Here is a 24,952-nt window from a genome sequence, read left to right on the forward strand (position 1 = left end):
AAATAGACGACAAATTCGACGGCTCAGGACTCTGTGAACAGCATGCCATGAAACAACCTCTCTTCAAACTGGCCATACCCATACTGGCATTGCCTCGGGCCACAAAGCGCTTGGTTGCCGTATCAGTAGATATGGGCCTGTGCGTGCTGACCGTCTGGCTGGCCTACTACCTCCGGCTGGGCGAATTCGTGGCGCTGTCAGGCACTGCTCTGTGGGCAACCGGCGCCTCGGTCATGCTGGCCTTGCCCATCTTCATCGTCTCCGGGCTGTACCGGGCCATCTTCCGCTACAGCGGCTGGCCAGCCCTGCTGGCAGTGGCGCGGGCGGTGGGCATCTACGGCCTGCTGTATGCCTCCATCTTCACCTCCATCAGCGTGCCAGGTGTGCCGCGCACGGTAGGCATCATCCAGCCTATCCTGCTGTTGCTGTTCGTGGGTGCGTCGCGCGCGCTGGCGCGCGTGTGGCTGGGAGACCAGTACCTGAGCATCCTCAAGCAGGCCAGCCGCCCCAAGGTGCTTATCTACGGCGCTGGTAGTACCGGACGCCAGCTGGTCGCCGCCATGGCCAGCAGCCACGAGATGCAGGTGGTCGGCTTCCTCGATGATGACGACAGGCTACACGGCCATGTCCTCAATGGACAGCCCATCTACAACCCGGCCGACCTGTCCAGCCTGGCCTCCACCCTGAGCATCAGCAACGTGTTGCTGGCCATGCCCAGCCTGAGCCGCAAGCGCCGCAATGAAATCCTGGCGCAGATCCGCACCGCCCGAGTGGCCGTGCGCACGCTGCCCAGCGTCACCGACCTGGCCCAAGGGCGCGTGAGCGTCTCCGATCTGCGCGAGCTGGATATCGATGACCTCCTCGGCCGCGAACCCGTCATGCCCAACCACATCCTGCTGGCCATGAACGTACGCAGCAAGGTGGTCATGGTCACCGGTGCAGGCGGCTCCATCGGCAGCGAGCTGTGCCGCCAGATCCTGGCGGTGGGTCCGAGCAAGCTGCTGCTGATCGAGCAGAGCGAGTTCGCGCTCTACGCCATCCACCAGCAGCTCGAAGAAAAACTGGCCGACCGTGACATCGTGCTGGTTCCCCTGCTGGCGTCGGTGCAGGACAGCGAACGCATCCGCGAGATCATGTCGACCTGGCATCCGGATACCGTCTATCACGCCGCAGCCTACAAGCACGTTCCCCTGGTGGAGCACAACCCGGCCGAAGGCATCAAGAACAATGTCCTCGGAACACTGCGCACGGCCCAGGCCGCCACCGAGAACGGCGTGGCCGACTTCGTGCTCATCAGCACCGACAAGGCGGTGCGCCCCACCAATATCATGGGTGCCAGCAAGCGCCTGGCCGAGATGGTGCTGCAGGCCATCGCGGCCACCAGTCCCGGCACCAAGTTCAGCATGGTGCGCTTCGGCAACGTGCTGGGCTCTTCCGGTTCGGTGGTGCCCAAGTTCCGGCAGCAGATCCGTGATGGCGGTCCGATCACGCTGACCCACGCCGACATCACGCGCTACTTCATGACCATCCCCGAGGCGTCGCAACTGGTAATCCAGGCCGGTGCGATGGCCAAGGGCGGCGACGTCTTTGTGCTGGACATGGGCCAGTCGGTCAGGATCATGGACCTGGCGCGGCGCATGATCGAGCTGTCCGGCCTGACGGTCAAGGATGAGCTCAATCCGGAAGGCGATATCGCCATCGAGATCACCGGATTGCGCCCGGGTGAAAAACTGTACGAAGAACTGCTGATCGGCGACAACCCCAAGCCCACCTCGCACTCGCGGATCATGAAGGCGCATGAGGAGTTCATTCCCTGGGCCGAGCTGGAAGCCAAGCTCAGTGCGCTGGAAATGGCGCTGAATGTGAATGACGTAGGAGTCATCCGCCTGATGATGGAGAAGCTGGTCACCGGCTATACGCCCTCCGATGAAATCGTCGACTGGGTCTACCTGGAGCAGGAAGCAGAAGCGCAAGCGCTGGGCCTGGCCAGTTGAATCAGCAACATCTGCGGCAGTCACGAAAACGCCAACCCTCGGGTTGGCGTTTTTTTTGGGTGTTTCACTGGCGATGAGGATCGCCGGACGCGTAAGCGCTAGGGTTTCTGCGCACCGCTGACAAACCTCACCTCCACCCGCCGATTACGCTCATCACTGGCAGCGAGCCCCGGCAAGGGCTGCGAATCGCCATAGCCGGCCACGATCACGCGGCGCGCCGCCTCCGGGCTGCTGCGGCCCACCAGCAGCAGACGCGCCTGACGGGCGCGGGCAGCGGATAAGGTGATGTTGTCGTCGTAGACCGTGCAGAAGGCGCGTATGTCCGTGACCGGGGCCTTGACGGGCTTGTCGTCGGTATGGCCTTCGACGTAGATGCGACCGGCCGGATTCTGTTGCAGATACTCGGCAATGCGCTCCTCGACCTGGGCAAAGGCGGCCTTGGCCTCGGGTTCGACACAGGCGCTGCCGCGCCGGAACGCGCCTTCCTTCAACGTGATCTTGCCGGCCTCGGTATCCACCGCCACCAGACTGGCAGCCCCCTGTTGCGCAAACACCGTCTGCACCTGGCGCAACACCACCGTCAGGCCCGGTCCCTGTGTGCTCTCCTGCGGCGCTGATACAGCCGGGGCAGGCGCGCGCGCAGGTGCGGCCGCGACCGCAGCCGGTGGCAACGGCGGCGGCGCCGGAACCGGGGCGGCTGCGGCAGCCTGGGGCCGCGCCTGGGCTGCGCCCGCTTGCACAGCAGCCGGACCACCTGCCCGGGCGACCACCAGCAACACCGTCAGCACGGCCGCCACGGCGGCCATCAGGTTGGCCACGACCACCCATTCGCCATGCGCATCCTTCATGGCGCGACCTGCCGCTGCAAGGCATCCACCAGCTCTGCATGACGCACGTGGGCGCGTTGCGCCTCGGCCTGTTGCGCCGCCAGCAAGGCCTGGCCGTTGTGGCTGATGGCGTCGATCAGGCGCTGCTGCTGCGCCTGCTCGTGCTGCACCTGGCGCTGCGCCGCCTGCGCGGCCAGGGCGCCCAAGGCGGCGGCGCTCCAGGCCAGCCTGGCCTGCTCATGCGCGCTGGCCGCCCACCAGAGCCTGAGGATCAGGTAACTGAGAATGCCCCAGGCGGCAATGCGGAACTTGGCTCCCAGCGTGTCGAGCACGGCGGCCAGCACCGTGGGCGCCTGGGCGCCATCGAGTGCGCCGGAAGCTTCGCCCAGCGCCAGCCCCAGACCGATGAAGGTCCCCAGCAGGCCGACCATGAGCAACAACCCCGGCACCACCTGCGCCCAGCGTTCGGGGGCGGTGGCCACGATCTGGCTCAATTTTTCGGGAGTGATCAGTGAGGGCAGGCTTTGCGGATCCTCGCTCACGCCGGCCAATCGCTGTTGCCATTGCGCCGGTGTCGCTGCGCGGCGCACCAGCCAGGGCATGAGGATCAGCGCCAGCACGAACAGCAGCGCGAACACCAACTGCAGGCCGCCTTCTCCTGCGGCTTGCCATTGCGGCAGCAGGAAACCCAAAATCGATCTATCCATGACGTGCTCCCGCCTCCATTCCGATCTGCAACATCCCATCCCCTTTGTCAGAACCTGCGCCTTGCGCGCTGGCGAAGGATGAAGATTATCAGAAAGACCACAGCATCGGCCTCGGCCGGAAGGCCTGTCCGCATCAAAATGTGAAAACACGAAAAAAAACGCCAGGCGCGAGACCTGGCGTTCTGATCGCTTGCAAGCCACTTGTGGCTTGCTGCGCGGGGCTGCTGCTTACAGCGCCATATCGGCCGATGCGTTGGCCTTGGGCTTTTCCATGCTGCCCTTGGCGGCGTCCTTGCCGGTCGCCTTGGGTGCGATCACCGGCGGCGGGGCCAGTTGCAGCACTTCGCTGGTATAGGCCCATTCCTTGGCGACCTGGTCGGGATGGTCATTCAACTTGGTGCCATAGCTGGGCACGATCTGGCGCACCTTCTGCTGCCATTCGGGTGTGGCCAGCTTGTCCTTGAAGACCTTCTGCAGCACCGACAGCATGATGGGTGCAGCCGTCGACGCGCCCGGCGATGCACCCAGCAGGCCAGCCATGCTGCCGTCGGCAGAGGCAACGATCTCGGTACCCAGCTTCAGCACGCCGCCCTTGACGTCGTCACGCTTGATGATCTGCACCCGCTGGCCGGCTTGCCACAGGCGCCAGTCTTCCTTCTTGGCATTGGGGAAGTATTCCTTCAGGGCCGCGAAGCGCTCGTCGTCGGACAGCATCAGCTGGCCGGCCAGATATTCCACCAGCGGGTATTCATCGATACCGACGCGGGCCATCGGCCAGACGTTATGGGTGGTGGTGGCCGAGAACAGGTCCCACAGTGAGCCTTGCTTCAAGAACTTGGTCGAGAAGGTCGCGAAGGGGCCGAACAGGATCACGCGCTTGCCGTCCAGCACGCGGGTGTCGAGGTGCGGCACCGACATCGGCGGCGCGCCCACGGAGGCCTTGCCATAGGCCTTGGCCAGGTGGCGCTCGGCGATGGCGGGATTGTCGGTGATCAGGAAGGAACCGCCGACCGGGAAGGCCGCGTAGTCGCGCGCCTCGGGGATGCCGGACTTCTGCAGCAGCTTGAGGGCGCCACCGCCCGCGCCGATGAAGACGAACTTGGCGTCGGTCTCGGTGGTGCTGCCATCCTTGAGGTTCTTGTAGCCGATGCGCCAGGTGCCGTCAGCGTTGCGGGTGATCTCGCGCACTTCGCTGGAGAGCTTGAGCGCGAAGTTGGGACGACCTTGCAGGTAGGCGGCGAACTGGCGGGTGATCTCGCCGAAGTTGACGTCGGTGCCCAGCGGGGTCCAGGTGGCGGCCAGCTTCTGATTGGGGTCGCGGCCTTCCATCATCAGCGGCACCCACTTCTTGATCTGCTCATGGTCTTCCGAATACTGCATGCCGGCGAACAGCGGGCTGGCTTGCAGGGCTTCGTAGCGCTTCTTCAGGTAGGTGACATTGTCATCGCCCCAGATGAAGCTCATGTGCGGGGTGGTGTTGATGAAGGAGCGCGGGTTCTTCAGCACGCCGCTCTTGACTTGCCACGACCAGAACTGGCGCGAGATCTGGAAGGCTTCGTTGATCTCGATGGCCTTGGCGATCTGGATCTTGCCGTCCTTGTCTTCGGGGGTGTAGTTCAGCTCGGCCAGGGCGGAGTGGCCGGTGCCGGCGTTGTTCCAGCCATTGGAGCTTTCTTCGGCCACGCCATCGAGGCGTTCGATCATTTCCATCGACCAGCCCGGCTCCAGCTCATTGAGCCAGACGGCCAGGGTGGTGCTCATGATGCCGCCGCCGACCAGCAGCACGTCGACCTTCTTGACGTCGGCCGCCTGCGAGGCTGGCGCAGTGGCCAGCGCAACTACGAATCCCAGCAAGGCCAGGAAGGATTTTTTCAACATTGTCTAATCCGTTTGTGGTGGAGAGAGGGCTGCCTCCCCTGCATCAGCGGGGAGTCGGACAACCGGTGCGAGACGCATCGGACCACGCCTGCTGGTGGAGAGCAGACGCGAGACGAGACGCCGCGTGCCTTGCCTGCGCGCAACAAGCGCAACAAGGACGACCGGGCGTGGCCGCGCGGGGCCACGGCGCACAGGCCAGGTCATCTGCCTGGGCCATGCCTGCCGGATTCAACTGCCTGTCCGATACCTGTCTCCGGCATTTGGGGAATGCCTGTACAAATCGTCTCCGTCAGAGCGGACCGGGATCGGGTCATGTCGAGGGGGCGCAGCGTACCATGCGCCGATACCGCTGACGATTGCGGATATCCCTCATTCACGCCTGCCCGCGCGCCTGTTTCCGGCTAGGGAATTCCCCGATAGGCACAAAGCGATGGCGGGCTGACAATGCCCCCTGAACATAACAATCACCGTCTCTCACAGGGACGCAGACCAGAACCGTCAGGGGCGCACCATGCAGACCGTTGTCAACAAGCCGGAAAACTTCGCATCCTACGTCTATCACGACCGGGCCTTCGACTGCGCGACCGCCAAGATCCTGCCGGGCGAGTATTTCTATACCGGCGAAGACATGATGATCGTCACCGTGCTGGGCTCCTGCGTCTCGGCCTGCCTGCGCGACCGCGTCAGCGGCGTGGGCGGGATGAACCACTTCATGCTGCCCGACGGCGGCGGCGAGGCCGACAGTCCGGTCTCGGCCTCGATGCGCTATGGCACCTATGCGATGGAAGTGCTGATCAACGATGTCCTGAAGGCCGGCGCACGACGCGAGAACCTGGAATGCAAGGTCTTTGGCGGCGGCGCGGTGCTGCGCGGGATGAATGCAATGAACGTGGGCGAGCGCAATGCCGCCTTCGTGAGGAGCTTCCTCTCGGCAGAGAAGATCCGTGTGGTGGCCGAAGACCTCAACGACATCTGGCCGCGCAAGGTGCACTTCTTCCCGCGCACCGGCAAGGTACTGGTCAAGAAGCTCAAGGAGGCCGGCGCCGACCTGGCCAGCCGTGAGCGTGAATATGCTTCCAAGCTGCAGGCCAAGCCGGTGGGTGGGGAGATTGATCTGTTCTGATTTGAATCGAACAACGAAAAAAAGCGGAGCACATCAAACGTGCTCCGCTTTTTTATCTTGGCGCTGATACGAGATGGGGCTCGCTGTCTTCAGGTGCTGAGCTTGGTCAAACCCTGCTCCGCCAGCGCCTTCAACCACCCCAGCCCAGCCGAGGTCGCTCCGGCCGGGTTGTACTCGCAACCGATCCATCCCTGGTAACCCAGGGTATCGATCAGCTTCAACAGATACGGATAGTTCAGCTCACCCACGTCCGGCTCATGGCGCTCGGGCACACCGGCGATCTGGATGTGACCAATGCCGGGCATGTCGCGCTTGAGCTTCACGGCCACATCGCCTTCGACGATCTGGCAGTGGTAGCAATCGAATTGCACCTTCAGGTTGGGCGCGCCCACTTCGGCACAGATGGCTTGCGCATCATCCTGGCGATTGAGGAAGAAGCCGGGAATGTTGCGGGTATTGATCGGCTCGATCACCACGGTCAGGCCAGCGGACTCGGCCTGGTGGGCGGCATAGGACAGGTTGTCCAGATAGACCGCGCGATGCTGGGCGCGATCCTGGCCCGGCTTGATCAGGCCGGCCATCACGTGCAAGGTCTGGTTGCCGATCACCGCGGCGTACTTCAGCGCGGTCTCGATGCTGCGCTTGAATTCGTCCTGGCGGCCCGGCAGCGATGCGATACCACGCTCACCGGCGGCCCAGTCGCCCGGGGGTGCGTTGAACAGCGCCTGGGTCAGGCCGTTGGCCTCCAGGCGCGACTTGATCTCTTCAGGCTGATAGTCGTAAGGGAACAGGAACTCGACGCCAGGGAAGCCATCCTTGGCGGCGGCGGCGAAGCGGTCCAGGAAATCGTGTTCCACATACATCATGCTCAGGTTAGCGGCAAAACGCAGCATCGGGTTCTCCTTGGTAACGAAGGGACCAGTGTAGCGCGAACCCGCTCGGGCGCGTCCACACCGGCCATGGTGCAGAAAACGTCAAAGCCCGCAGGCACAGGCATGCGGGCTTTGGACGAGACATCGACTTACTTGTTGACCATGCCGGGCTTGGTCGCCAGCGTGGCGATGGAACCCACCACCAGCATCACCGCCAGCATGTACATGCCGGTGGCGTTGTTGTGGGTCAGGTCCTTGAGGTAGCCGATCAGGTAGGGGCTGACGAAACCGGCCAGGTTGCCCACCGAGTTGATGGCGGCAATACCGACGGCAGCAGCCGCACCCGAGAGGAAGGCGGTGGGCAGCGACCAGAACAGCGGTGCGCAGGTCAGCACGCCAGCGGCGGCCAGCGACAGCGAAGCGATCGAGATGGCGGTGTTGTCGGCAAACAGCGCCGCACCGACGAAGCCCACGCCGCCCATCAGGGCCGGGATCACCAGGTGCCAGCGGCGCTCACGCATGCGGTCGGCGCTGCGGCCGATCAGGTTCATGGCGATGATGGCGCAGCCGAACGGGATGGCCGACAGCAGGCCGATTTCCAGATTGCCCTTCACGCCGGTGGCCTTGACCAGGGTCGGCATCCACAGCGTCAGACCGTACTGGCCCATGACGAAGGAGAAGTAGATCAGGCACATCAGCCAGACACGCGCATCCTTCACGATGGCGCCAAAGCCGTGCTTGCTTTCCTTGCCCTTGGCGTCGCCGTCGATGTCGGCTTGCAGGCTGGCCTTTTCTTCGTCAGAGAGCCACTTGGCGCTCTTGACGTCGTTGTCCAGGTACATGATGGTGGCCAGACCGATCAGGACAGCAGGAATGGCTTCGATCAGGAACATCCACTGCCAGCCTTCCAGGCCGCCATTGTTGTGGAACGCATCCATGATCCAGCCCGACAGCGGGTTGCCCAGGATGCCGGCCACCGGAATGCCGGACATGAAGACCGCGATCACCTTGGCACGGCGGTGCGAGGGGAACCAGTAGGTCAGGTAGAGGATGATGCCGGGATAGAAACCGGCTTCCGCCAGGCCCAGCAGGAAACGCAGGATGTAGAACTGGGTGGCGTTCTGCACGAACATGAAGGCCGCCGAGAGGATGCCCCAGGTGATCATGATGCGGGCGATCCAGATGCGCGCGCCGACCTTGTGCATCAGGATGTTGCTGGGCACTTCGAAGAGGAAGTAGCCGATGAAGAACAGACCCGCGCCCAGACCGAAAACGGTCTCGGAAAAGCCCAGGTCCTGCGACATCTGCAGCTTGGCGAAGCCGACGTTGACGCGATCCAGATAAGCGATCACATAGCACAGCATCAGGAAGGGCATGATGCGCCAGAAGACTTTCTTGTACAGCCCGTCCTTGGATTTGTCGTTGACGTCGAGGCCGACGCCGGTAGTGCTTGCGGTGGTCATGGTGTTACATCTCCCTAAGAGTGGCGCGGCTGTTGGTGCAGCCACTGGTTGCTTGGCGCCCGTGGTCTGACGGGCAATTTGTGGATTCAATCGCAGCGTCCGCGCCTTTTCCTGGAAGAGGCGAACGCAGGGCATTGACGGGCCGGTCTGCTGCCGGCTTGGGTACCGCCTGCGCCCACCACCTTCCGTTGGGCGCAAGCGGGGCATGGCGGTCTGAATGCGACCGCCATGACGCGTTGTTGCTAAGGGTTGCTGAGGCTGCCTGAGACTGCTGCTGTCCTTACCAGCGCGCCTTGAAGGTAGCGCGCAAGTCCTGCAGCGCGGGCTCTTCCAGGGGCGTGGCGCGGCCACCGGCGAGGTGCCAGAGCTTGGCGGTTTCTTCCAGCTCTTCCAGTGCAAAGGCGGCCTTGGAGACCGAGCTTTCCCACACCACCGGGCCGAGCCGCTCCAGCAGTACGCCACGCACCTGGGTGGCGATCTTGGCTACCTGCTCGGCCACTTCCGGTGCGCCCGGGCGGGCATAGCGGATCAGCGGGATGTGGCCAACCTTCATCACGTAATAGGGCGTAATTGGCGGTAACACGTCCTGCTCGCTGTAGACGCCATTGATGGTCAAGGACACCAGATGCGTGGAGTGCGTATGCACCACCGCATGCATCTCGGGATTGTTGTCGTAGATGGCGCGATGCAGGACCAGTGTCTTGGAGGGCTTGTCGCCCGAGACCCATTCACCGGCTGCATCGACCTTGGCGATGGCGGCCGGATCGAGGAAACCGAGGCAGGCGTCCGTCGGCGTGATCAGCCAGCCATCCTCCAGACGGGCGCTGATGTTGCCCGCCGAACCGACCGTGTAGCCGCGCTGGTAGAGCGAGGCGCCGATGCGGCAGATCTCTTCGCGCAATGCGCTTTCGTTGGTGTGGCGGCTCATGCGGTCTTCCCGTCGAGAGTGCGCAGCGCCTTCTCGAAGAAGTCCACGCTGCCGAAGTTGCCCGACTTCAGCGCCAAGGCGACCGGCTGGTCATCCAGGGTGGCGGTTGCCGGCACGCCCGGATCGATCTGCGGACCGATGCGCAGTGCGCGCACATCCAGCGCCTGCACCACCGCACCGGAGGTCTCGCCGCCGGCCACCACGAACTGGCGCACGCCGCGTTGCTTCAGACCTGCGGCAATCGATGCCAGGGCCTGTTCGACCAGATGGCCAGCCTTGGCCACGCCCAATTCCTTTTGCACCGCCTTGACTTCATCGGGGGTGGCGGTGGCGTAGATCAGCACCGGTTCGTTCTTGATGCGTTCATCGGCAAAGGCCAGCGCCTGCGCCACCACATCTTCGCCACGGGCCAGCGCCAACGGGTCGATGCGGAAGGCAGGACGCTTGGCCTTCCATTCGGCCACCTGGGCATTGGTGGCCTTGGAGGCGGAACCGGCCAGCACCACCGAGAGGCCGTCGACCTTGGGCAGTTGCGCGGCTTCACCCACGGCGGTGAGCAGGCCGGCGCGGCGGAAGTTCTCCGGCAGGCCCAAGGCCACGCCGGAACCGCCGGTGATGAGCTTCATTTCTGCGCAGGCCTCGCCCAAGGTGAACAGGTCCTTGTCGGAGACGGCGTCGGCGATGGCCATCTTCACGCCTTCGCTACGCAGCGCGGTGAAACGCTCCTGCGTAGCGGCAGCGCCGCGCGCCACGGTGTCATAGCGCACCAGGCCGACCTTGGACTCGGTCTGGCGTTGCAGCACGCGCACCAGGTTGGCGTCGGTCATGGGCGTGAGCGGATGGTTTTCCATGCCCGATTCGTTCAACAGCGCATCGGCCACGAACAGGTAGCCGCGATAGAGGGTGCGGTCGTTTTCCGGGAAGGCCGGGCAGGCGATGGTGAAGTCCACGCCCAGTTCCTTCATCAACGCATCGGTGACCGGACCGATGTTGCCGGCGTCGGTGGAATCGAAGGTGGAGCAGTACTTGAAGAAGAACTGCGTGCAGCCCTGCTGTTGCAGCCAGCGCAGCGCGGCCAGCGATTGCTCGATGGCCTCTGCAGCGGGAATGGTGCGCGACTTCAGTGCGATCACCAGCGCATCGGCGGCCACGGCGGGCATTTCAGCCGGTACGCCGATGGTCTGGACGGTGCGCATGCCGCCGCGCACCAGCATATTGGCCAGGTCGGTCGCGCCGGTAAAGTCGTCGGCGATACAGCCGAGCAAGGGACGGGATGTGGACATGGAAACTCCTCGATTCAGATGCAGGGACGACGCTGGTTACTTTGCCTTGGCCGGCGGCAGGTCGATGCCAGGGAATATCTTGATGACGGCCGAATCATCCTCGCCGCCATGACCGGCGGTGGACGCCATCATGAACATCTGATGGGCAGCCGCCGACAGCGGCAGCGGGAACTTGCTGCGGCGGGCGGTATCGAGCACCAGGCCCAGGTCCTTGACGAAGATGTCCACGGCCGACAGCGGGGTGTAGTCGCCATTGAGGATGTGCGGCACGCGGTTCTCGAACATCCAGGAGTTGCCGGCGCTGTGGGTGATGACCTCGTAGAGCGCATCCGGATTGACGCCTTCGCGCAGGCCCAGGGCCATGGCTTCGGCGGAAGCGGCGATGTGCACACCGGCCAGCAGTTGGTTGATGATCTTGACCTTGGAGCCGATGCCGTGGGTGTCGCCCAGGCGATAGACCTTGCCGGCCATGCCAGCCAACACGTCTTCGATCTTGGCGTAGACCTCGGCGGGGCCGGAGGTCATCATGGTCATCTCGCCGGAAGCGGCGCGGGCGGCGCCACCGGAGACCGGTGCATCCAGCAGCAGCAGGCCCTTCTCGGCCAGGCGCTTGCCCAGTTCGATGGCGAAGTCCGGCGCCACGGTGGCGCTGGAGATCACGACGCTGCCAGGCTGCATCGCAGACACCGCACCGTTGTCACCGAAGAGCACCGTCTCGGTCTGGGCGGCGTTGACCACCAGGGTGATCACCACATCGACCTTGCCGGCCAGTTCGGCCGGATTGGCGCAGGCCACGCCACCGGCGGCGGCGAACTTGTCCAGGACTTCCTTGCGCACATCGCAGGCATGCACGTTGAAGCCGGCACGCAACAGCGAGCTGGCCACGCCATAACCCATGGCACCCAAACCGATCACACCTACATTCCTGGACATAATTGCCTCCGCATTGATGGCGCCGCTGCCCGATGGTGATGGCAGGACCTTGCGCCGGGTTGATGATGCAACGCCGGCAGGGGCCGGCGTCGGAATTTCAAGTTACGTAAATCGCTTAAATCTTTTAAATCTTCTAAATCCGATAAATCATTTAGATCATTTACTGCCATTCAAGCCTGGGCCGATCCTGTTCAGGATTGCCCCTGGCTCAAACGCCGCGCTGCATTGAACATGTGCGTCTGCGCTGCATTGCGCGCAGCCATCTCATCACCGGCGCGGATGGCCTGGACGATGGCCTCATGTTCTTCGCGCACCTGGCGCGAGAAATCCTCATAGCGCGCTTCATTGCCGCGCGTGACCGCCGTGGCCGCCTCCAGATACTGGGAAAGAAACTCCAGCGTCTTGATGAAGTAGGGATTGCGCGTAGCCTGGGCCAATGCGCGGTGGAAGGCCACATCGGCCGCCACTCCATCCCCGCCTGCCGCGACATCCACACCGATCTGCGCCAGCGCCGCCTCGATGGCCTGCAGGTCTTCAGCGCTGCGGCGCTTGGCCGCCTGCGCCGCGACTTCGGCTTCGATGGCGCGACGCAGCTCGACGATCTGCAACACGGCCTCGGGTGAACTGACCTCGGTGTAATCGATGCGCAAAGGCTTGATGCCTGCCTGCTCGGTCACGAACACACCGCTGCCCTGGCGCGGTTCGACCACGCCTTCATGCTTCAGTCGGGCGATGGCTTCGCGCACTACCGTGCGGCTCACTCCGAATTGCTGGGCCAGCACCGCTTCGGTGGGAAGCTTGCTGCCTCGGGGGAAAGCACCGGCATCGATGTTCTCCAGCAATTGCCTGGCTACAGTGTCGCTGAGCGCCTGTGCGGGGATCTTCTGAAACATGCTGTCTCGCGGTCGTTATCGTAAAGTTATCCGGTCATCATACAAATTTATTTTGAGGCCGGCAATCCGATTTTTTGTCTTTACGCGGAGTAACAGCCTCATTTGATGAAAATTGGAAGCAGATGAAGACATTTGGAATGATATATGGCGCAATTCGCTCCAGACATCAAGAATGCGAATATCTGCGGCAAGGCTGCGCCAGCGTGCCGGGGGCTCTACAATCATGGCTTTCCCGCCATGGATGTGCCGCATGCCCTACGATCTCTCCGACAAGCTGGTCATCGGGATTTCTTCCCGCGCCCTGTTCGACCTCGAAGTCGAAAACGCCATCTACGACCAGCAAGGCGTGGACGCGTATGCGCAATACCAGCGCGACCACGAGAACGATCCGCTGCAGCCCGGCACGGCCTTTCCGCTGGTCAAGGCGCTGCTGCAGTTGAATGAACTGATTGCGGATCGCCGCCTGGTGGAAGTGGTGGTGATCTCGCGCAACACGCCCGACACCGGGCTGCGCGCCTTCAACGCCATTGCCGCCCACAAGCTCGACATCAGCCGCGCCGCCTTCACCGGTGGCGGGCCCACCGCGCCCTATCTGCAAGCCTTCAAGATCGACCTGTTCCTCTCGCGCGATACCGGCGACGTGCAGGAAGCCATTGACGCCGGCGTGGCCGCTGCGCAGCTGTACGCCGCCCCGCTGGACTACAGCGCGCCGGACAAGCAGATCCGCATCGCCTTCGACGGCGACGCCGTGCTGTTCTCGGCGGAGTCCGAGCGCATCTTTGCGGAGAAGGGGCTGGAAGCGTTTGCCCGCCACGAACAGCGCCACCGCAAGAAGGCCATGAAGGAAGGCCCGTTCGCCAAGCTGCTGCTGGCCTTGTCGGCGATCCAGAAACAGTTTCCGCCGGCGCAATGTCCGGTGCGCATTGCCATCGTCACGGCGCGCAACAGCCCGGCGCACCAGCGTGTGATCCATACATTGCGGACCTGGAATGTGACGGTCGATGAGGCCTTCTTCCTGGGTGGTCTGAACAAGGCCGAGGTGCTGCAGGCCTTCGGGGCGCACATGTTCTTTGATGACCAGGAAGGTCATGTGCAGAAGGCAGCCGTGGTGGTGCCGTCCGGACGGGTGCCTTACAAGGGCGGCACGCTCGAAGGCGCGCGCGGGGCGCGCATGCGGACCGGCAAGTCCAGCACGCCATGACGCGGCAGGGGCGTCATTCTTTCTCGCCGCCGAACGGCTGCAACGGCTGCAGATTCACGATGAACGCCCGCGTGGTGAGATAGAGCACGATACTGTTGGCAAGATGCCAGAACATGTGCGTGCCGATACTGACATAGTGGCACACCGCCATATCCGCCGAGCGGAACGCCAGCGAGAGCGTGAACACGCCCAAGGCCAGCAATAATGTCATCGGCTCGTGCTTGCCTTGGCGCCAGTGATACACCCCAAGGCCGGCGATGAACAGCCAGGCCGAGCCGTATGACGACAACGAACCATTGAGCCATTGATCGGGCAGCATGCCCATCCCGTACGAGGTCGCAAAGAAGGCCAGGAGCCACGCCCCCACCACCGCCAAGGACAGCCGCGCCACCTGGCGCAGATAGAACGCCAGGAACAGCACCTGGTAGATGGAAATCGGAATGACATCGGCCAGCAATGCCCAGCGCACGGCCACGGTGTGGAAGAGGAAACTGCCGATGCCGATCACGGCGATCATCAGCGCCAGGATCCCGGCCATCGAAGAAGTCCGCATTCCCCGCGACTTCAGCAGACGCCATACGCAATAGGCCGCGACAATGAACCCCAGGTTCGACAAGGCATTGACGGGCTCAGCCCAGAACGCGGGGCTGAGCCGTTCGCAGTAGAGATCCACGGGGACGAACAGCGAGTCATTCATGATGGGCGGTCAAGGTATGGTCAAGGGTGGCGGAAACAGCCTCCCATGATCCGACAGCCCGGCCTTTTTTACCAGCACTGCCGCGCCCCTCGACTGCCCAAGCTGCGACTGTTCAGCGGAGATAGCGGCACACGATGATCACTTCACTTCGGCGGCGCCCCGATCACCCTCCCTGGCCGCCCCGCCAGCCATCCCAGCAGTCCCATCAACACCGCCCCGCCGGCGCACAAGGCCAGCACCAACGTCCATCCCCCGCTGACGTCATGCAGCCGTCCCATCACGATGGGCCCGGTAGCGGCCAGCAGATATCCCACGCTCTGCGCCATGGCCGACAGCGCGGCCGCCTGCGGCGGCGTCGACACGCGCGTGCCGACGAAGGCCAGGCCCAGGATCAGCACCGCGCCGGTGCCAAAGCCAAACAACGGCACCCACACGAGAGATGCCTGCGGCCAGGCGATCAAGCCGATCAGGCTCAGCACGGTGGCGGCCGACATGCTGACCGCGACTGGTCGATGGTCGCGGATGCGCGGACCCAGCGGCACCAGCAGCAGGCCCGGCAAGGCCGAAGCCAATTGCATCAAGCCATGCAGGTTGCCGGCCTGCACTGCGCTGTAGCCATTGGCCGCGAGGATGGAAGGCAGCCAGGCCGTGACCACGTAGTACACCAGTGAATTGGTGCCGAGAAAGAAGGTCACCTGCCAGGCCAGCGGCTGCCGCCAAATCGACGCCGCCCGCGCAGGAACGGTGGCTGGACGGGTATCACGCTGCAACTGCGGCAACCAGGCCAGCAGCGCCACCAGCGGCAGGGCGATAAAGGCCGCCAACGCCCAGGCCCAGCCCAGGCGGGCCGCCAGGGGCACGGCGCAGACCGATCCCAGGGCCGACACGCTGTTCATGGTCAGGGCGTAAATGGCTGTCATGCGGGTGAGGTCGTCGGCAAAGTCGCGCTTGAGCAGGCTGGGCAACAGCACATTGCCGCCGGCGATACCGCAGCCGATGATGCAGGTCCCTGCCAGCAAGCCCGCCACCGTGCCGGAAGAACGCAACAGGATGCCCGCGCCGATCAACAGCAGGGCCAGCAACAAGGTGCGCTCCAGCCCCAGGCTGCGGGCCGTGCGCGCGGCCAGCGGCGAGACCAGCGCGAAGCACAGCAGCGGCAAGGTCAGCATCAGTCCGGCCGCGCCGGCCGACAATGCAAAGGTCTGTTGCAGCAAGCCCATCACCGGGCCCACGGCGGTGACCGGGGCGCGCAGGTTGGCGGCAATGAGCAGGATGCCGACGATCAGCCAGAGGCTGCGATGAACAGGGCGGACCTCATGGGGGTGGGTGGCGGGCGTGGGAAGCGTCATCTGGGCGAAGTTTGATCTGGGACGATAAGCCCTCAGCTTAGCCAGTCGCGGCCTGCGCGTATTTGGCTACAATGCCAGGATATTGCTAAAAACGGTCAACCCGGACGCCCCTATGGCCACCCTCTACGCCAGCCTGGTCGAACACGATCCGGACCGCCTCGACGCCGCGGTCACGGCCCTGCGCGTCCACACCAGCCAGGACGAGCGCGAAACGCCCTTGCACAGCCATCGCAAGGGCCAGCTGGTGGTGGCCTTGCACGGCGCGGTCACCTGCGAGACGGCGCAAGGCATGTGGATCGTGCCGCCGCAGTCAGCAGTGTGGATTCCGCCGGGAGTGCCGCACAGCAACCGCGTCACGCTGGATGGCCAGTTGTGCTTCCTCTTCATCGCCCCGCAGGCGGCCTGCATGCCGGAGCAGTGCTGCACCCTGGCGCTGTCGCCGCTGCTGGTGCAGATGATCTGCCACCTGGCCGAGCAGCGCCAGGACTACGCCCCGCACGAACGCACCGCGCGGCTGGCGGCGGTACTGGTGGAGGAACTGGAACACAGCCAGCGCCACGCCCTGCCCTTACACCTACCGGCGCCGCAGCATTCGCGCCTGCGCGCCATCGCGCGCCACCTGGCCGAGCATCCCGCTGATCGCAGCACGGTGGCAGAATGGGGGCAGCGCCATGCGATGAGCGAACGCAGCTTTGCCCGCTTCGTGCAGGCCGAGACCGGCATGAGCTTCGGCCGCTGGCGGCGTCAGATCCACCTGATGCTGGCGCTGCAGCGGCTGGCCTCGGGCAGTTCGGTGCAGCGCGTCTCGCAAGACCTGGGCTATGACTCGGTCAGCGCCTTCATCACCATGTTCAGGAAGACCCTGGGCAAGCCGCCCGCGCGCTATATGGCACAACGGCGGGCGCAACGGCAGGCCTCGCCTGCGGCTCATTCCCCGTCCACGCCGCCTGCCCGCGCAGCGGCGCCCTACTTCCAACCGACACGGCACGCCTCATGGAAACCGAACTGAAACTGCTGATCGCCCCGGCCCACACCAAGGCCTTCATCCGCCATCCGCTGATCAAGCGCTATGCGCTGGCCGCACCGCGCATCAAGGACCAGACCGGCACCTACTTCGACACGCCCGACCTACTCTTGCGCTGTAACGATGCCGGCCTGCGGGTGCGCCGCACCGGCAAGGAATTCATCCAGACCCTCAAGGCCGGCGGCGGTGTCACCGGCGGCCTGCACCAGCGCAATGAATGGGAGTCGCTGGTGGAAGGCGAACAGCCTGACCTGGCGGTACTGCGCGAGCTGGTCGACAGTGACGCGCCCTGGGCCAGGAAGGTGTTTTCCAGACAGACCGCCGCCCGCCTCACGCCCATCTTCAGCACCCGCATCCAGCGCATGGTGTGGGACCTGAAGCTGGATGACGGCGCTGAAGTGGAGTGCGTGCTGGACCAGGGAACGGTGGAGCACGGCGCCTTGCAGACGGAGGTCTGCGAGATCGAGCTGGAACTCAAGAGCGGCGAGGCCACCTCGCTGTTTGGCTTCGCCTTGCGGCTGCTGCAGGACCTGCCCCTGCGCATCGGCATCCAGAGCAAGGCCCAGCGCGGCTACACGCTGTTCCACCAGGCGCGCCAGGGCGACGCGGCAGCGAGCTCTTCGGCCACGCGCGCCCAGCCCCTGCAGCTGACCCGCAAGATGCCGGTGGAGCAAGCCTTCCTGGCCGTCATCGGCAACTGCGTTGCGCAGATCCAGGCCAACGACATCGCCGACCAGGACAGCGGCGACATCGAGCGTCTGCACCAGATGCGCGTGGGTCTGCGCCGTCTGCGTTCGGCCTTTGCCCTGTTTGGCCAGGTGATCGCCCTGCCCGCTGCGCTGGAGAGCGAATTCGAATGGATCGCCGAAGCCATCGGCACGGCGCGCGACTGGGATGTGCTGGCCGCAGAGACCTTGCCGCAGTTGAACATGCCGGCAGCAGCCGGCGTTGATCTGGAGGCTGTACGCAAGGCCGCCCTGATCCAGGCCGGCAAGGAACATGCGCTGGCGGTGCATGCAGTAGCATCACCGCGTTATACCGTGCTGGTGCTGCAATTCAATCGCTGGCTGCTGCAGAGCGGATGGCGCGAAGGCCAGGGCCAGGACCAGGCCGACCAGCCAGCGCTGACGCAGCCACTGGCGCGCTTTGCCCGCCAGATGCTGCAACGGGACCAGAAGCGCCTGAGCAAGCGCGGCGCCCATCTGGAAGAGAGTGACCGCGCCCGCCATCGCACCCGCATCGCCGCCAAGAAGATGCGCTACGACGTCGAGTTCTTCCAGGCCCTGTATGGAGAGAAGAACAGCCGCGCCTACCTCAAGGCGCTGGCCCGCCTGCAGGATCATCTGGGCCAGCAGAACGATCTGGTGGTGGCCGATGCACTGCTGCAGCAGCTCCAGCAGGGACAGACGCGGCACGCCGCCAGCATCGCCTGGGTGCGCGGCTTCCTGGCGGGACAGACGCGCGATGGCCATGCGCATACGCGGCGCCTGTGGAAGAAATGGCAGGCGCAGGAACTGCCCCGATAAGGCAGGGCAAGGCTGGACAAGACAGGAGAGGGCCGCCGGCGCGGCGGCGCTCACTGCAGCATGAAGGTCTCGTATTCGAGCAATTCCAGCTTGCGCGAGAGCAGCACGCAGCCCGCCAGCACCACCACGAACACCGCCAGCGCGAACCCGAAACCGTAGAAGGTCGGCCCCAGTTGCAGCGAGATAGCGGTGAAGGCGACGTTGAGCACCACGAAGGCCGTGCACAGGCCCAGTACGATGCGGCGCTTGTCCAGGTAGAAGAACACATTGAGCACGCCCAGCAGCACCACCTGCAGGCTGGCGGCGATGACGTCGATGTACAGCAGCGGCAGGTATAGCGTGGAAATACCCAGCCACTTGAGCAGTGATTCGCCGGCCACCATCACCACCAGGGTGGCGATGGCCTGGATCTTGATGATCTCGAACAGGCCCAGGCGCACCGTTTCCACCATGCCGTTGCGATGCTTCTCGATGGTTTCCAGCGAAGCGCCGCTGCGCACCGCTTCGTAGAAGGCGTCATAGTCTTCGACGAAGTCGGTCTCCATGCGCAAGAGGAAGATCGCCATCCCCGGAATGATCGACAGGTAGGCCAGGAACACCGGCAAGTCATAGATCACCGAGGCGCGCAGCGGACCGATGATGGCCTGGCTGGTCTCGGCGGTGTACCAGAACATGGCCTTGTCGATCCAGATCGCCAGGTTGTAGAGCAGGCCGATGGCCATGAGCGAAGGATAGAGCTTGCGGCGGTCGAAGAATTCGTAGGAGATGAAACGGTCCGAGGGAAAATTGCGCAGGATCAGCGCCATCATCGCCATGAGCAGCACCGCCTGCCCGATCACGAAACCGCCCATCAGGCCTTCCAGCCCCAGCGGGCGCAACAGCAGCGCCGCTGCCACGGTGATGGTATAGCCCAGTGCATAGATCCAGAAGATGGCCTGGTATTGCTTCATCCCCGAGAGGAAGATGGTGGCAATCCAGATATTGCACATGATGATGAAGGCCGCCAGCAGCAACAACCGGTACAGGGCGCTCTGGTGCGGGAACAGGAAGGCCACCGCCGCCAGCCCCAGCACGCCGCCGACCACCGTCACGGTCAGCGAGACGGCATGGAAGTTGGGCAGGATGGCATGGTTGTCCTTGACGAACAGACGGTCGGCGGCAAACCGGGTCAGCGCCAGCTGGAACACGCCGGTGAAGATCAGCGACAGCGAAATCACATAGGTGATGCTGACCTGGAACTGCACGATCACATTCTTGGGCGTGATCACCGTATAGCTCAGCATGCCGATGACCAGGATGCCGACGATGGACATGATCCATGGTCCCGAGCTGATCAGCGCCGCATAGGAATAGGCCTGCATCAACGAAAGCAGGCTGTCGCGCTTCAATATCTTGCGCAGTTCGAAACCGATACCGGCCATGTTCTTCCTTGTCAGTGCTCAGTGCTGCACCGGGCAACGCAGCGCGGTGGCAGCAGCACCCGCCGCCGCCGCGCCCTGCTCTGCCAGTGCGTTGTCATACAGTTCGCGGTAGGCGCCGAACATCATCTCCTGGGTGTAGTAGCGCTCCACCCGGGCGATGCCGGCGGCCTGCGCGGCGTACCAGCGCTGCGGATCGGTCAGCAGCTTCAGGGCCGCCTGCGCCAGCGCCTGCGGTTCGGCGATGCCCACCACGTCGCCCGCCGCGCCCAGCGCCTGGTCTTCTTCGGACAGGCCGTAGATCAACTGGCGGCAGGAACCGACATCGGTGGCCACACCCGGCACGCCCGCGGCAAATCCCTCCAGCAGCACCAGCGGCAGCGCCTCACTGATGCTGGAGAGCACAACCAGGCCGATCTTGGGCATCAACTCATCGATCTTCTGGTAGCCCAGGAACTTGACCTTGTCGACCAGGCCCAGTCCCTCGGCAATGGCGTGGCATTCCTCTGCATAGGCGGTATCTTCATCCTCGGGGCCGGCGATCCAGGCTTCGGCTTCGGGATATTGGTTGACCACCGTGCGCATGGCGCGGATGAAGGTCTTCACATCCTTGATCGGCACCACCCGACCCAGCAGACAAAGGACCGGCGGGATCTTCTCGCTGCGCTGCGCGCGCAGCGCCGACAGGCGCGGCAGGTCGATGCCATTGGGAATATTGCGGGTACGCTCCGGCGGCGCGCCGTCGAAGATCTGGCGCAGGCGGTTGGTCTCGTAGAGCGCCACGATCTGGTTGGAGGCCTGGTAGCACATCCGTCCCAGGGCCTCGAAGAAGCGTATCCACATTTCGCGGAAGTAGGGAATCTGCGAAGCGTCCTTTTCAAAGACATTGCGGTTGTCGCGAATCCACTCGCTCTGGAACAGGTCGATCTTGCGTTCCTTGGTATAGATGCCGTGCTCGGAGAGGATCAGCGGACGGCCCGTCTGCATCTTCATGAGACTACCCAGAAAGCCCGCATAACCGGTCGAGACCGTGTGATAGCAGCGCGCCGGAATGAGATTGCGCGCCACCCGCGCCAGCGTCCAGACAGGCTGGTGCATGATGCGCACGGTCCAGAAATAATCGACGAAGGACGGGTCGGTGCAGAAGATGCGGTATTGCGCGGTCAGGTAGTCCCACGATTGCTTGCTGAACAGGAAGGCGTCCTGGTCCAGCTTGCCGCCGTCGGCCATCATCGGGATCAGCTCGGCCAGCTGGGCCGCCAGTGCCGAATGCGAAGTACTGTCGCTGCGGTCATAGGCGCGGAACATGCTGTGCAGCTGGCCCATCATGGCGAAGGCCTGGGCGTCGCCGCGTGAGCGCACGACCTGCGTGGCAGACAGGTTCTCGTGGATGTAATGGGTCTCCAGATGCACCACATTGTCCGGCAACGCATACTTGGGCGCGCCATAGTCCTGGCGCCGGCTACCGATGAAGCAGAGGCCAAAGCGGAGGTGCGGGAAACCACGGATGATCTGGTTGACCCAGCTGGAGACGCCGCCGCTGACATACGGAAACGTGCCTTCGAGCAGCAGCATGACATCGCAGGAGTCGGCGCGGCGCTGGTAGCGATCGGCATCGGCCTGGGACGGGGAAGAAGAAGTGACTTGGCTCATGAACGGGCTCGCGGCAAGGAATCGGGCCGATTGGCAATGGTGCGCCGGCCATGCCGCCAATAGCGGTGCAGTTGCGGCTGCGAAGAAACACTGGGGTCGTACTGCATCTCGATGAAGAGCTTGCGCACCTGGTCGTAGTCATGCTCCAGGAAACTGAGCTCGGCCAGGTAGGGCAGCAGACGCACGCGCGAGAAGCCATGCTCGTAGGCCTGCCGCAAGGCCTCGGCTGCGCCGGGTGCATTGCCGCTCATCAGCTCCAGCCGCACCAGCATGAACCACAGGCCCGGCTGCCCTTCATCGATGGCCAGCGCAGCGCGCGCGTGCTCACGCATCTGCGTGCAGGAATACTGCAACAGGTCGCCCTGCACCAGATTCTGGTAGATCAGTTCCTGATACAGCTCGGCCACTTGCTGGTGCAGCACAGCCAGGGTCTCGGGATCGGAGACGGTCTTGAGATGATGGCGGATATCGACGATGCGCTGGGTGATCTTCTTTTCCTTGTTGTCCAGGATGCCATAGGCCAGCAGGCGCACGTCATCGGCCGGATCGCCCAGCAGGCTGCGCAGGGACGCACCGCTGGCGCGCGTGGGCGTGCTCTGGATGGCCACCAGGGCATTGAGGCGCTTGTCCAGGGGCGTGGCCACATTGCCCAGCTGGGCGCGCACGCGATTGCCGGAAAAGCCGCTGCCCTCGCGCCGGCGCGCGGTCACGAAGGCGGGCGCTTCGGCGGTGTCGAAGTAATCCTCGGTCTGGTCCTTGGGCCAGAACATGGCCACCAGCAAGGCCGAGAGCATGCACAGCGCACCGCCGACCGGAATGAAGAAATTGAAGCAGAACAGATAGCCCAGCAAGCCCGCGCGAGGCCGCTGGTAGCGCTGCGGCGCCACCAGCGCGATGGCCAGCGCGAACAGGGCCGAAGAGGCCATGTGCAGCAGCAGATAGCCGCCCAGCACGGCCAGGCCGTTGCCGCCATCGAGCAGCAAGGCAATGGAGGCGACCTCGAAGCTCAGGCCGGCAAGGGAGAATTTAAGCAGCACAGCGTTCCACCAGGTTGGGCAGCAATCGCGACGGCTCTTCACCGCCAATGGCTGCGGTATGGATGGCCGCATAGTTGGCCAGCGACTTGGCGCCGAACTGCGCCTGCGAGGCCGCCTCCACCCGCATCAGATATCCGTCCACGGCGGCCGCGCCGGCCAGCGGCAGAAGCGTCATCAACACATTGCGGCCACCGGCCTTGTAGGTCCAGACCACATCGGCGGCGCGCTTGAGGCGACGGATCTGGTCGAACATGTCGCGCGAGAGTTCGTCGTCGCCAAACACCAGCGCCACCAGGGACGAATCGATGTCGGTGCTGCGCTTCAAGCGATGCAGACGCACCACGTCCACCGCCAGTTCCGACGGGCAGGTCGGCAGTTGCTGCAGGATGGAACGGGCGGTGCCGCCGACCTCGATGCCGTCGGCGTAGTAGTCGATGAGCACCGACATGAGCTGCAGCGTATCTTCGTTGAGCGCCATGAAAGGCAGTTGCTCCACCACCACCAGGCCGAACAGGCGGCCATCGAAATTGAGCAGCGGCGCGCACACCAGGTAGCGGCTCTGGTTGCGCAGGTTCTGGTTCAGGCTCTCGGTCTGGATATGCCCGAGCTTGCGCTGCGCCAGGCAGTACCGCACCAGTGCATCGTCGGCGGCCAGTTCGCTGACCTTGCCCACGCTGGCGGCCGGCTCAGGGGTGATGTGGCCGGCGGCGTCGCACACATAGACCGCTGCCGAGGCGACCTGGCAGCTTTGCGCCAGCAGCTGCAGGAAGGCGTCCGGCGCGGGCATGCGCGACGGGTCCAGCAGGATCTGCGTGAGCGTGAGCGCACGCATGCGGTCCAGCGATTCGCGCAGGGTCAGCGGCTTGGACAGCAGATCCTGCTCCAGCCGCTCGTGCGACAGGCGCAGCAGGAAGTGGTTCTTGGTGAGCATGCTCAGGCGCTCATCCAGGTAGGCATTGATGGCGCGCAAGCGCCGGCTGCGGGCGTTCCAGACTTCGGCAAACTGGCCGCACAGCAGGGTCAGCACCAGCCCGCCCAGGAAATAGGATTGCGGGAAGGCCTGGGCGGCGGCCGCCACGGCGTCGGCTTCGCTGCTCTGGTGGCCATGCACCAGCAGATACCAGCCCGCCATCATGGTCGCCACCGCGACCACCCCGAGGGTGCTGCCATAGCGCATGGCCAGGATGGCCGGTACCAGCCACAGCCAGGGAAACTGGGCGCGAATGCCCAGGGGATCCTCGGGCGCCACCCAATGGGCGAACACCAGCGCGGCCACCACCAGCGCTACGGTCTCGACGATGCGCAAGGCGGCCTTGCGCGGGGAGCCGCTGTCGGTATCGAAGCGCGTGAAAAAGCGCGACCAGAATTTCTGCCGCTTCTGGCCGGCCGTCAGGGTGGTGCTCATGCCAGCGGCCCAGGGGCGCTGGGGCGTGGCGCCGCGGCCCTGCCTTGGAGTATCGCTCACGTCATCATCCTCATCGCTGGCCTATCAGGCCCCGCCGTTGAACGCCGAGGGCGCACCGGTCGCCGGGACGGCCGGCGTGGTATCGGAGATCGTAGAACTCAGCGGCGCCAGCAGCGTGCGCGCCAGCTTCTGCGCAACCGCCGAGAGCGCCTCGCGGCTCCAGCCGCTCTTGGCGCCAGCGGCGGCCCACACCACCTTGCCGGTGGCCACTTCGATCAATTGCAAGGTCATGCCCACTGCCGGCTCGCCATCGATACCGACCTTGTAGCGCCATTCATCGACGCTGCCGGTGAGGGCATAGGCGATGTTTTCGCTGCGCGCCCATTGCAGGGCGGCGTCGAGCTGCTTGCGGTCCATCGGCTCGAACAGGGTTTCATTGTTCAGCGAGGCCGGATAGTGCTGCAGCTCGGTCATGCCATTGGTGCGCAGGATGGTTTCGGAAATTGCCTCGGCGCGCAGGCCGGCCTGCGGCGTCTCGGTGTGATTGGCGAAGGGTAGCAGGCCCCAGCGCGCATTGGCCGGCAGCGTGGGGGCGTTGCCGATGTCGGTGGTGGAGCAGGCGGCCAGGCCCAGGGCCAGGAGGGCAGCCGCGCCCAGGCGCAGCAGGCGGGAGAAGGTCAGTTTTTTCATCTTGGTCACCGTGTCATGCAATGGTTAGCGATAAGGTAAAGAGGTCTTGCT

General features: G+C 64.3%; 21 protein-coding genes. 5 read left to right on the forward strand and 16 right to left on the reverse strand.

Annotated features, from left to right (window positions below; all coding sequences use genetic code 11):
• The first annotated feature begins 47 nt into the window (after window positions 1-47).
• The gene (locus tag BGK68_RS01570; RefSeq protein WP_075255626.1) at window positions 48-1,994 is read left to right on the forward strand and encodes a polysaccharide biosynthesis protein; all 1,947 of its coding nucleotides are present in this window, start codon (window positions 48-50) and stop codon (window positions 1,992-1,994) included.
• A 98-nt stretch (window positions 1,995-2,092) separates the two neighbouring features.
• On the opposite strand, the gene BGK68_RS01575 is transcribed toward BGK68_RS01570, so the two are convergent.
• The 3 genes from BGK68_RS01575 to mqo all read right to left on the reverse strand — a co-directional run bounded on the left by BGK68_RS01575 (window position 2,093) and on the right by mqo (window position 5,406).
• Complete coding sequence (locus tag BGK68_RS01575; protein ID WP_075255627.1) at window positions 2,093-2,842, reverse strand: OmpA/MotB family protein; 750 nt, start codon at window positions 2,840-2,842, stop codon at window positions 2,093-2,095.
• Entirely contained in the window at window positions 2,839-3,528 is a 690-nt protein-coding gene (locus BGK68_RS01580) for a hypothetical protein (RefSeq protein WP_075255628.1), read from the reverse strand. Before BGK68_RS01580 ends, BGK68_RS01575 begins: the two co-directional genes overlap by 4 nt.
• 228 nt (window positions 3,529-3,756) lie before the next feature.
• Window positions 3,757-5,406 (reverse strand): malate dehydrogenase (quinone), encoded by a 1,650-nt coding sequence (gene mqo, locus BGK68_RS01585; protein WP_075255629.1) that lies wholly within the window; start codon window positions 5,404-5,406, stop codon window positions 3,757-3,759.
• 511 nt (window positions 5,407-5,917) lie between these two features.
• Here mqo and cheD point away from each other — a divergent pair.
• Window positions 5,918-6,529 (forward strand): chemoreceptor glutamine deamidase CheD, encoded by a 612-nt coding sequence (gene cheD, locus BGK68_RS01590; RefSeq protein WP_075255630.1) that lies wholly within the window; start codon window positions 5,918-5,920, stop codon window positions 6,527-6,529.
• 89 nt (window positions 6,530-6,618) lie between these two features.
• Here cheD and otnI read toward each other — a convergent pair whose 3' ends face one another.
• From otnI to BGK68_RS01620, 6 genes are all read right to left on the reverse strand, one after another.
• Window positions 6,619-7,422, reverse strand: coding sequence for a 2-oxo-tetronate isomerase (gene otnI, locus BGK68_RS01595; RefSeq protein WP_075255631.1), 804 nt, complete (start codon window positions 7,420-7,422; stop codon window positions 6,619-6,621).
• 128 nt (window positions 7,423-7,550) lie between these two features.
• The gene (locus BGK68_RS01600) at window positions 7,551-8,864 is read right to left on the reverse strand and encodes an MFS transporter (RefSeq protein ID WP_075255632.1); all 1,314 of its coding nucleotides are present in this window, start codon (window positions 8,862-8,864) and stop codon (window positions 7,551-7,553) included.
• Window positions 8,865-9,144: 280 nt separating this feature from the next.
• Window positions 9,145-9,792 carry a 3-oxo-tetronate 4-phosphate decarboxylase gene (gene otnC / locus BGK68_RS01605; protein WP_075255633.1) on the reverse strand — a complete coding sequence of 216 codons (648 nt, stop codon included), beginning with the start codon at window positions 9,790-9,792 and terminating at the stop codon, window positions 9,145-9,147.
• Window positions 9,789-11,075, reverse strand: a complete 1,287-nt coding sequence (otnK, locus tag BGK68_RS01610) for a 3-oxo-tetronate kinase (RefSeq protein ID WP_075255634.1) — start codon at window positions 11,073-11,075, stop codon at window positions 9,789-9,791. Before otnK ends, otnC begins: the two co-directional genes overlap by 4 nt.
• A gap of 36 nt (window positions 11,076-11,111) precedes the next feature.
• Entirely contained in the window at window positions 11,112-12,011 is a 900-nt protein-coding gene (ltnD, locus tag BGK68_RS01615) for an L-threonate dehydrogenase (protein WP_267889735.1), read from the reverse strand.
• 188 nt (window positions 12,012-12,199) lie between these two features.
• The gene (locus BGK68_RS01620; protein WP_075255636.1) at window positions 12,200-12,901 is read right to left on the reverse strand and encodes a FadR/GntR family transcriptional regulator; all 702 of its coding nucleotides are present in this window, start codon (window positions 12,899-12,901) and stop codon (window positions 12,200-12,202) included.
• Window positions 12,902-13,151: 250 nt separating this feature from the next.
• Here BGK68_RS01620 and BGK68_RS01625 point away from each other — a divergent pair, with 250 nt between their 5' ends.
• Entirely contained in the window at window positions 13,152-14,102 is a 951-nt protein-coding gene (locus BGK68_RS01625; RefSeq protein ID WP_075255637.1) for a 5'-nucleotidase, read from the forward strand.
• Window positions 14,103-14,115: 13 nt separating this feature from the next.
• Here the strand turns inward: BGK68_RS01625 and BGK68_RS01630 are convergent, their stop codons facing one another.
• Together BGK68_RS01630 and BGK68_RS01635 are read right to left on the reverse strand one after the other, a co-directional pair.
• On the reverse strand, window positions 14,116-14,799 hold the full coding sequence (locus BGK68_RS01630) for a ceramidase domain-containing protein (RefSeq protein WP_075255638.1): 684 nt from the start codon (window positions 14,797-14,799) through the stop codon (window positions 14,116-14,118).
• A 143-nt stretch (window positions 14,800-14,942) separates the two neighbouring features.
• A complete protein-coding gene (locus BGK68_RS01635; protein WP_075255639.1) occupies window positions 14,943-16,148 on the reverse strand; it encodes an MFS transporter in 1,206 nt (401 codons plus the stop codon).
• 112 nt (window positions 16,149-16,260) lie between these two features.
• Between BGK68_RS01635 and BGK68_RS01640 the strand changes: the two genes are divergently transcribed.
• A complete protein-coding gene (locus BGK68_RS01640; protein WP_075255640.1) occupies window positions 16,261-17,157 on the forward strand; it encodes an AraC family transcriptional regulator in 897 nt (298 codons plus the stop codon).
• Window positions 17,142-18,698 carry a CYTH and CHAD domain-containing protein gene (locus BGK68_RS01645; RefSeq protein ID WP_075255641.1) on the forward strand — a complete coding sequence of 519 codons (1,557 nt, stop codon included), beginning with the start codon at window positions 17,142-17,144 and terminating at the stop codon, window positions 18,696-18,698. Before BGK68_RS01640 ends, BGK68_RS01645 begins: the two co-directional genes overlap by 16 nt.
• Window positions 18,699-18,748: 50 nt before the next feature.
• Here BGK68_RS01645 and pelG read toward each other — a convergent pair whose 3' ends face one another.
• The 5 genes from pelG to BGK68_RS01670 are packed head-to-tail and all read right to left on the reverse strand — an operon-like array spanning window position 18,749 to window position 24,901.
• A complete protein-coding gene (pelG, locus tag BGK68_RS01650) occupies window positions 18,749-20,119 on the reverse strand; it encodes an exopolysaccharide Pel transporter PelG (RefSeq protein WP_013236168.1) in 1,371 nt (456 codons plus the stop codon).
• An 18-nt stretch (window positions 20,120-20,137) separates the two neighbouring features.
• Complete coding sequence (pelF, locus tag BGK68_RS01655) at window positions 20,138-21,769, reverse strand: GT4 family glycosyltransferase PelF (protein WP_075255642.1); 1,632 nt, start codon at window positions 21,767-21,769, stop codon at window positions 20,138-20,140.
• Complete coding sequence (locus BGK68_RS01660; protein ID WP_075255643.1) at window positions 21,766-22,806, reverse strand: tetratricopeptide repeat protein; 1,041 nt, start codon at window positions 22,804-22,806, stop codon at window positions 21,766-21,768. Before BGK68_RS01660 ends, pelF begins: the two co-directional genes overlap by 4 nt.
• Complete coding sequence (locus tag BGK68_RS01665) at window positions 22,796-24,271, reverse strand: PelD GGDEF domain-containing protein (RefSeq protein WP_075255644.1); 1,476 nt, start codon at window positions 24,269-24,271, stop codon at window positions 22,796-22,798. The genes BGK68_RS01660 and BGK68_RS01665 overlap by 11 nt, the downstream gene beginning before the upstream one ends.
• Before the next feature lie 24 nt (window positions 24,272-24,295).
• Entirely contained in the window at window positions 24,296-24,901 is a 606-nt protein-coding gene (locus tag BGK68_RS01670; protein ID WP_075259649.1) for a penicillin-binding protein activator LpoB, read from the reverse strand.
• Between the last annotated feature and the right edge of the window lie 51 nt (window positions 24,902-24,952).

Origin of the sequence: Herbaspirillum camelliae (genome assembly GCF_001929405.1) — a bacterium.
In the GTDB taxonomy this organism is placed as follows: domain Bacteria; phylum Pseudomonadota; class Gammaproteobacteria; order Burkholderiales; family Burkholderiaceae_D; genus Herbaspirillum; species Herbaspirillum seropedicae.